Here is a 6,703-nt window from a genome sequence, read left to right on the forward strand (position 1 = left end):
AGATCGCCCCGCGATTCCTTGACTGGCAGGTGGTTTCGCTGGGCCCGTGGTCCATCGACATGGCGTACTTCGTGGTCGGCTCGCTGAGCATCGTCGACTGGCAGCATCACGAAGACGCGCGGCTGCGGCGCCGCGTAGCCTCGGCCTAGACCGTACCGATTACATACGGTATTCCCCCATACTGTTGCCGGGTATATTCGTGGGGTGCCTGCGATTCAGTCTCACGCTGTCGCAGTCTTCGCCGATGTCGAACGGTGTAGTTACGGGCACCGACCTGGGGGAGCGCAGTGAATCCTGGCGCAGTTGCGGGCCATGAACTCGATACGCCACCATGGCGCCGCCTGGACGGGACGATCATGGCGACCGCCCGAGCAATCCGGAGAGCGTATGACCAGGCTCTTGGCGACATCGGCCTGACGCTGCCCGAAGCCAGCCTCCTCGCCTACATCGCCGAGGTCGATCCCCAAACACAAACGCGGCTGGCGGAGCGGCTAGCTATCGGCAAGGCTGCGCTCGGCGCGCGCATCGACCGCCTGGAGCAGATGGACGCGATCCAGCGCCGGCCACACCCGACCGACCGCCGGGTCTGGCTGGTGCATCTCACCGATAACGGAAGTGACTATGTCGCGAGCATCAACGACATCGACCGTCGCCTCCGGGAGCAGTTGCGCCGCGGTATCAGCAGGCAGGACCGTCAACAACTGGCGCACACGTTGACGAGGCTGCAGCTGAACATCGACGCGCTCGAGCACAAGCACACCGGCCGGGCGGGCACCAGCGGATCGGCGTCGCGGGCACTCAGGCAATAAGGGAAGCCGGCTGAACGGTCGGTAGGTTGGCACCTGTTTTGGGGCCGAACACGACCAAAAGCCCCGCGTAACACCGGTACATCTTACAATCGACGTGTCAGCGGTCGTGGTTACCTGGGGCAATTCCAACCGACCGGCCGAGCCTCGGAGCTTCACAACAGCGCGAAAGGTGTGCATGGCGATCACTGCGAATGAGCAGAAACGTGACGTGCTGATGCACGAATGCGCGCGGCTATTCCGACGCCGCGGTTATCACGGTACGTCGATGAGCGATATTGGCGAATTCGTTTCTCTCAACAAAGGGACGTTGTATTACTATTTCCCGTCCAAGTCCGACATCCTGTATGCGGTCTACCTAGACGCCTACGCCCGACTGGATGCGCAAATCGCACAGATTCCAGCCGACCTAGCCCCCGACGAAGAGCTTATTTCCTACGTCAAGGCCATCCTGCGAACGATAGCGTCAGCGCCAGACGTCATTGCAGTCTATTTCCAGGAACATCCCTGGCTGGAATCGTCGCTGACGGCCGAGCAGGCCACGCATATCCGCGCAAAAGAGGCAGAATTCACCCAGCGAATTCGAGAGATCATCAAGACGGGCATGCGGGCCAACGTATTTCGTCGAGTCAACGACGAATTGCTGTCCGTCCAGTTGCTGGCGATGATCTCTTCTCTCTATCGGTGGCACCTCGCCGAGAATGAGCCAGCAGCCGAGTTGGTGGCCGATACCATCGTCAGCTACTTGTTCGAGGGCATTCTCTATTCCCGATAACACGTAGCGGTATCAGGCTTTGAGCAGTCTGCAGAGCTCGAGTGACCGGGCCAGGGCTGCGGGAGCTTCGTCGATTGGTCGCACGATTGGGCCGAAGTCCCAGATCGCGACGTGGGTGGCTCCGGCGTCGACGTACTCGTTAATCGCCTTGGCGACATCGGGAGGCGAGCCGGCGAAGACGCTTTTCTCCGTCATCGGCCGGGTGACCTTGGAGACGATGTCTTCGCATTCTTCACGCGACCATTGTGTTGGAATTGCCTTGAGCGCGTAGTGGAATCCCGATGGCATGATCGGCGCAATGCCTTCGTCGGCCCACGAATCATGATGGAATCGACCGAAGACGGCGGCCCACATCTTGACGAGCTTGTTGTTGAGAGCCTCGTCAATGATCGCGGGGTCATCATGGAGGAACGTCGGAATCCACAGACTGAAGTCGAAAGCGTCGGGATCACGGCCGGCCTCCTCGACCTTCTGCTTGACCTCTGCGACGATCTGGGCGAGTGCCTCCGGGCTGGCGATGGCGCACGGAGAGGACGCCGATATCCCGTCGGCGTAGCGGGTGGCCATATCGATGAGGCGCGGACCGCCGCCCATGGCCCACACTTTCGGCCGGTTGGGGTGAATACATCCGATTGAGGCGCGCTTGTAGTTCCAGTGATTTCCCTCGAAATCGATTGGTCCGGTGGCCTCGAAGAGCTGGGGGAGCAGCCGCAGATGGTCTTCGAGCCGCGCAAGCCCTTCAGCACGTTTGTAGCCGTAGGGTCGGCACTGTTTGAGCTCGCCGGCGCCGAGCATGAGGACCGTGGAGCTTGCCGCGTTGGCCAGCGTCAGCATGCTCTGCGCCAGTTCGGCGGGTCCGCGCCGGACCGCATCGGTAGTCCATGAAACGCCGAGGCGCCCCTCGGTAGCAGCCATACCGAAAGCCGCCAGGAGCAGTCCATCGGCGAAGCTGTCGTTGTCTGCGGATAACTTCGACAGCGGCGTGACCTCCGGCGTCCACAACGCATTGGGCAGCAAGTTGGTCAGTTGGTCATAGGTCTGGAAGAAATCCACGACGCCAGAGGATTCGAGCTCTCGGGCGATGTCACCCACCAGCCGGGGGGAGCGGGAGCGATCGAAATGAACCGGCACCGATGTCAGCGGAGTCATAGGACATGAGGCTATTGAAACCACGTCGAGTATTCAAGGATATTTCAACCATTCGTATGACGTGACTCGTTCCCGCTCAGCTGGTCTGCCGCAGGTCTATTCAGGCCTTCCATCTTGACGGTACGGTCCTCACCGATCGACAGTTCAACCGTTCGACCAACGCCACCACCCTAGGGGGCGTCTCGTGCCCCACATCGCCAAACTGACCCAGCTCTGGCGCGACGCCGGCGTGCGACGCCGTCGTCCCCGTCTCGTTCGCCAATCACGTCACCGAGATCCGCCCCACCTTCCCGGAATTCAACCAAATCAGAACCAAGAAACAGTGAGCTCACAGCCCGATTGACAGATCTGGGTACGACGCTATCCAACCGATCGTTTGACGACGGATGGCAGGCGGCCTAATCTCATCGGACGACGTCCAGACGGACGCCAGTCTGAGGAAGGACGAGATGGCGACATTCGATATGCGGACTGACACCCGCAGCGGCATCGAAATGGGCCTGGGCGTGGGACCCGAGCGGATGGCTGGCTGGCCCTATTCGGACTTCGCCACCGGCTGGTACGTCATCGGCTATTCGTGGGAGATCAAGCCGGGTCAAGTCAAGCCGGCGAAATGGTTCAATCAGGATCTCGTCGTGTTCCGCACCGCCTCCGGCGTGCTTTCGGTCCTTGACGCTTACTGCCCCCACATGGGCGCTCACCTGGGCAAGGTAAGCCCGGCTGAGTTGGGGGGCGGCGTCTGCGGCGAGACATTGGAGTGTCCGTTCCATGGCTGGAAGTGGAGCCCTGAAGGGCGCAACGTCGACATCCCTTACCGCCCTGGGCATCCGGTCAAAGCCACGATCGAGAAGAAGCATGTTGTGGAGGTCGACGACATCATTCTCATGTGGTTCGACCACGAGCGCCGTGCCCCCACTTACGAGTGGCCCGGACTGCCTTACTACGGCGACAAGTCCAGCTACTACCCGCTCGACACGACAGTCGACGGACCTTATCTCGCGAAGCCGCAGTTTCCGTTCGAGAACAGTGCTGACCCACACCATTTCAAATATGTGCACGGGTCCTACCTCGATGCGGAGTTCTCCGATTACAAGGTCGACGGCCCGTATGCGGAGAACGTCATGCGGCTGGTGTTCGGCGGTGGCCAGGAACAGACTTGGCTGACGCCCAACGGACCCGTTCGTGGCTACGTCGACAATTTCTTCTGGGGCGCATCGTTGGGGGTCGCACGATTCCGGATCGACGATCTCGTATGTATCCACCTCCCGACACTCACACCGGTCGACCATGACAACGCGATCTTCTTCAGTACCGTCACGGGGACCCGGGAGCCGGACGATGACGGCGACATCCCGAGGGGCCGAAGCGGGCGAATGATGAAGGCCCAACATTGGCAGATCCGCAATGACTTTCACATCTGGCAGAACCAGAAGTATCTGGTGAAGCCGATCTTCACCGGCCCCGAAGAGCAGTCCCGCTACGCGTTTATCCGCCGCCACTTCGATCAGTTCTATCCCAACCCCGTCTATACCAACGGCTCGGCCAACGGGCCTGCGCACGGGGCCACCACCGTGACCACCGCAGCCAGTTAGCACCTAACCGACAAGTAACCCCGATCGCAGGAGTCGAGATGAAGACGCGAACAGCGATAGTCCGCGCAATCCCAAGCCCGTACGAAGTGGTGGAGCTCGATCTGGAATCTCCCGGTGCCGGCGAACTCATGGTGAAGATGGTGTCGGCGGGCCTGTGCCACTCCGACGATCATCTCGCGACCGGGGACATGCCGATGGCCACGTTGCCCTTCGCCGGTGGACACGAAGGTGCCGGTGTCGTGGTCGAAGTAGGAAACGGCGTCAAAGGTTTCACCGAAGGCGACCATGTGGTGTTCTCGTTCTTGCCTGCCTGCGGACACTGCCGCTGGTGTGCCTCAGGTATGCAGAACCTCTGCGACCTCGGTGCAAACCTCCTGGTGGGTTCTCGGTTTGACGATCCGACCAGCTTCCGGCTGCATCTCGACGGGCAGCCGGTGGGACAGATGGCCGGCCTGTCGACCTTCTCGGAGTACACCACCGTTGATGTCAACAGTGCGGTGAAAGTTCCCGAGGAAGTTCCGTTGGAGACGTTGTGCCTGCTGGGTTGCGGAGTGGGAACGGGTTGGGGTTCAGCGGTGAATTCGGCAGAGGTCCAGGTGGGGGACACCGTCATTGTCATGGGGGTCGGCGGCATCGGCATCAACGCCGTACAGGGCGCTGCGCACGCTGGGGCGTCCCATATCATCGCCGTGGAACCCGTACCGTTCAAACGTGAACTGGCCGAGAAGCTGGGCGCAACAGAATCTTTCGATGACATCGCGGCGGCGGGCGATTTCGCGCGCAGTGTGACCAACGGCCAGGGTGCCGACTCGGCCATCGTCACGGTGGGTGTCACTACCGGTGAGCATGTCGCGGCCGCCTTCGCGACGATTAGGAAGGGTGGCATCTGTGTCGTAACGGGCATCGGTAACTTCGCCGAGACTGCGACCAACATCCCGCTGATGGATTTGACATTGTCGCAGAAACGAATTCAGGGTTCGCTCTATGGCCAGTGCAATCCGTCGCGCGACATTCCACGACAGTTGGCGCTCTACCTGAATGGCAACCTCAAACTCGATGAACTGATCACCGCGCGCTACCCGCTCGATCAGGTCGCGCAGGGGTATCAGGATATGAAGGCTGGCAAGAATCTCCGCGGCATCATCACCTTCTCATGACTGCCTCGTCGACGTCCGATGGGCGAACGGATCTCGGCCCGGTCCGGGTAGAGGTTTCGGATTTCGTGGCCACGGTGACGCTGGACCGGCCACCGGTCAACGCCCTTGACCGCGCCGCGCTGGTGGCCATTCGGAGTGCGTTCACGTCGCTGAACGAGCGCCGCGATGTCCGAGCGGCGATTTTCACCGGAGCCGGCACCCGTGCCTTCATCGGGGGTGCGGACCTCGACAGCTACGGCGTCCGCCTTGATGATGAACCGCCCTCGGAGACCGTCGACATGGGTGTCGTTGCGCGGGAGGCGCTGTGGTCGGTTACCGACTGTGCGGTGCCGGTGATCGCTGCCGTCAACGGACCCGCCATCGGTGCCGGTGTGGCCTTCGCCGGATGTTGCGACATCATTGTCGCCGCAGAGCACGCGCAGTTCGGCGCGCTCGAGATCAACGTCGGATTGCTCGGTGCCAGCGCGCAACTCTCGCTGATGGTCGGCCGACACAAGGCGCGGGAGATGTACTTCCTCGGCGAGAAGGTCGACGCCGAGGAACTTCATCGTCTCGGTGCCATCCGCGAGGTCGTACCCGTGGAAAAGCTCTACGCGACCGCCCATGAGGTGGCCGTGCAACTGGCCGCCAAGAGCCCGATCGCGCTCAGGCTCGCCAAGGAGGCGATGAACCGCGTGGAGTTCTTACCTCTCAAAGAGGCGTACCGGACCGAACAGGATTACACCAACCGCCTGCTCTCCTTCTCCGACAGTGCCGAGGCACGGGCGGCGTACTTGGAGAAGCGGAATCCAGATTGGCAGTGGCGCTGAAGGCGCTGAAAGGAGGACCGTCATGAGAGCCCGCGTTGACGCCGGTCATTGCGTCGGACATGGACAGTGCGCGGCAAACGCGCCCGACGTGTTCGTCCTCGACGACCTGGGTAACGCGATATCTCCCGCGGAGGATATTCCCGCCCAGTTCGTCGAACAAGCTCGGCGGGGAGCCGCGGCGTGCCCTGAACGGGCGATCACTCTGCAATCAGTTCCTGACCGATGCTCAGCAGTCGATAACCCCAACACCAAGCCGCCAGCGCGGCCTTGACCTGCAACCACGTATCGAGGAGTGCCGATGTCCATCAGCCAGAGCGACGACCAACGGCAGAATCAACAACCCCGCCATCACACCGATTATCTGTTCGGCTCATTCGACAACTTCACGACCCTCTCGCTCGATGAGGACCCAATC

The 6,703-nt window shown here is 61.4% G+C and carries 7 protein-coding genes; 6 read left to right on the forward strand and 1 reads right to left on the reverse strand.

From position 1 onward, the window contains the following. Positions 1–287 precede the first annotated feature (287 nt). Together WAN02_RS04235 and WAN02_RS04240 are read left to right on the forward strand one after the other, a co-directional pair. Positions 288–809: a MarR family winged helix-turn-helix transcriptional regulator gene (locus WAN02_RS04235; protein ID WP_422262926.1), complete on the forward strand. Its 522-nt coding sequence runs from the start codon at positions 288–290 to the stop codon at positions 807–809. Between the two features lie 175 nt (positions 810–984). Further along, a complete protein-coding gene (locus WAN02_RS04240) occupies positions 985–1,581 on the forward strand; it encodes a TetR/AcrR family transcriptional regulator (protein ID WP_422262927.1) in 597 nt (198 codons plus the stop codon). 12 nt (positions 1,582–1,593) lie between these two features. On the opposite strand, the gene WAN02_RS04245 is transcribed toward WAN02_RS04240, so the two are convergent. Further along, positions 1,594–2,730 (reverse strand): LLM class flavin-dependent oxidoreductase, encoded by a 1,137-nt coding sequence (locus WAN02_RS04245; protein ID WP_422262928.1) that lies wholly within the window; start codon positions 2,728–2,730, stop codon positions 1,594–1,596. Positions 2,731–3,179: 449 nt separating this feature from the next. On the opposite strand from WAN02_RS04245, the gene WAN02_RS04250 reads away from it, so the two are divergent. The 4 genes from WAN02_RS04250 to WAN02_RS04265 are packed head-to-tail and all read left to right on the forward strand — an operon-like array spanning position 3,180 to position 6,559. Then, positions 3,180–4,322, forward strand: a complete 1,143-nt coding sequence (locus tag WAN02_RS04250; RefSeq protein WP_422262929.1) for a Rieske 2Fe-2S domain-containing protein — start codon at positions 3,180–3,182, stop codon at positions 4,320–4,322. Between the two features lie 38 nt (positions 4,323–4,360). Further along, positions 4,361–5,479, forward strand: coding sequence for an NDMA-dependent alcohol dehydrogenase (locus WAN02_RS04255; protein ID WP_422262930.1), 1,119 nt, complete (start codon positions 4,361–4,363; stop codon positions 5,477–5,479). After that, the gene (locus tag WAN02_RS04260) at positions 5,476–6,288 is read left to right on the forward strand and encodes an enoyl-CoA hydratase-related protein (protein WP_422262931.1); all 813 of its coding nucleotides are present in this window, start codon (positions 5,476–5,478) and stop codon (positions 6,286–6,288) included. The genes WAN02_RS04255 and WAN02_RS04260 overlap by 4 nt, the downstream gene beginning before the upstream one ends. Positions 6,289–6,310: 22 nt before the next feature. Continuing rightward, complete coding sequence (locus tag WAN02_RS04265) at positions 6,311–6,559, forward strand: ferredoxin (RefSeq protein WP_422262932.1); 249 nt, start codon at positions 6,311–6,313, stop codon at positions 6,557–6,559. The last annotated feature ends 144 nt before the right edge of the window (positions 6,560–6,703 follow it).

The sequence above is a fragment of the Mycobacterium sp. genome, from assembly GCF_049281135.1.
Taxonomy (GTDB): domain Bacteria; phylum Actinomycetota; class Actinomycetes; order Mycobacteriales; family Mycobacteriaceae; genus Mycobacterium.

Excerpts from the sequence above, each read along its gene's own strand:
- WAN02_RS04245 (WP_422262928.1), bottom strand. The coding sequence starts at position 2,730 with ATGACTCCGCTGACATCGGTGCCGGTTCATTTCGATCGCTCCCGCTCC.
- WAN02_RS04250 (WP_422262929.1), top strand. The coding sequence starts at position 3,180 with ATGGCGACATTCGATATGCGGACTGACACCCGCAGCGGCATCGAAATG.
- WAN02_RS04255 (WP_422262930.1), top strand. The coding sequence starts at position 4,361 with ATGAAGACGCGAACAGCGATAGTCCGCGCAATCCCAAGCCCGTACGAA.
- WAN02_RS04260 (WP_422262931.1), top strand. The coding sequence starts at position 5,476 with ATGACTGCCTCGTCGACGTCCGATGGGCGAACGGATCTCGGCCCGGTC.
- WAN02_RS04265 (WP_422262932.1), top strand. The coding sequence starts at position 6,311 with ATGAGAGCCCGCGTTGACGCCGGTCATTGCGTCGGACATGGACAGTGC.
- WAN02_RS04240 (WP_422262927.1), top strand. The coding sequence starts at position 985 with ATGGCGATCACTGCGAATGAGCAGAAACGTGACGTGCTGATGCACGAA.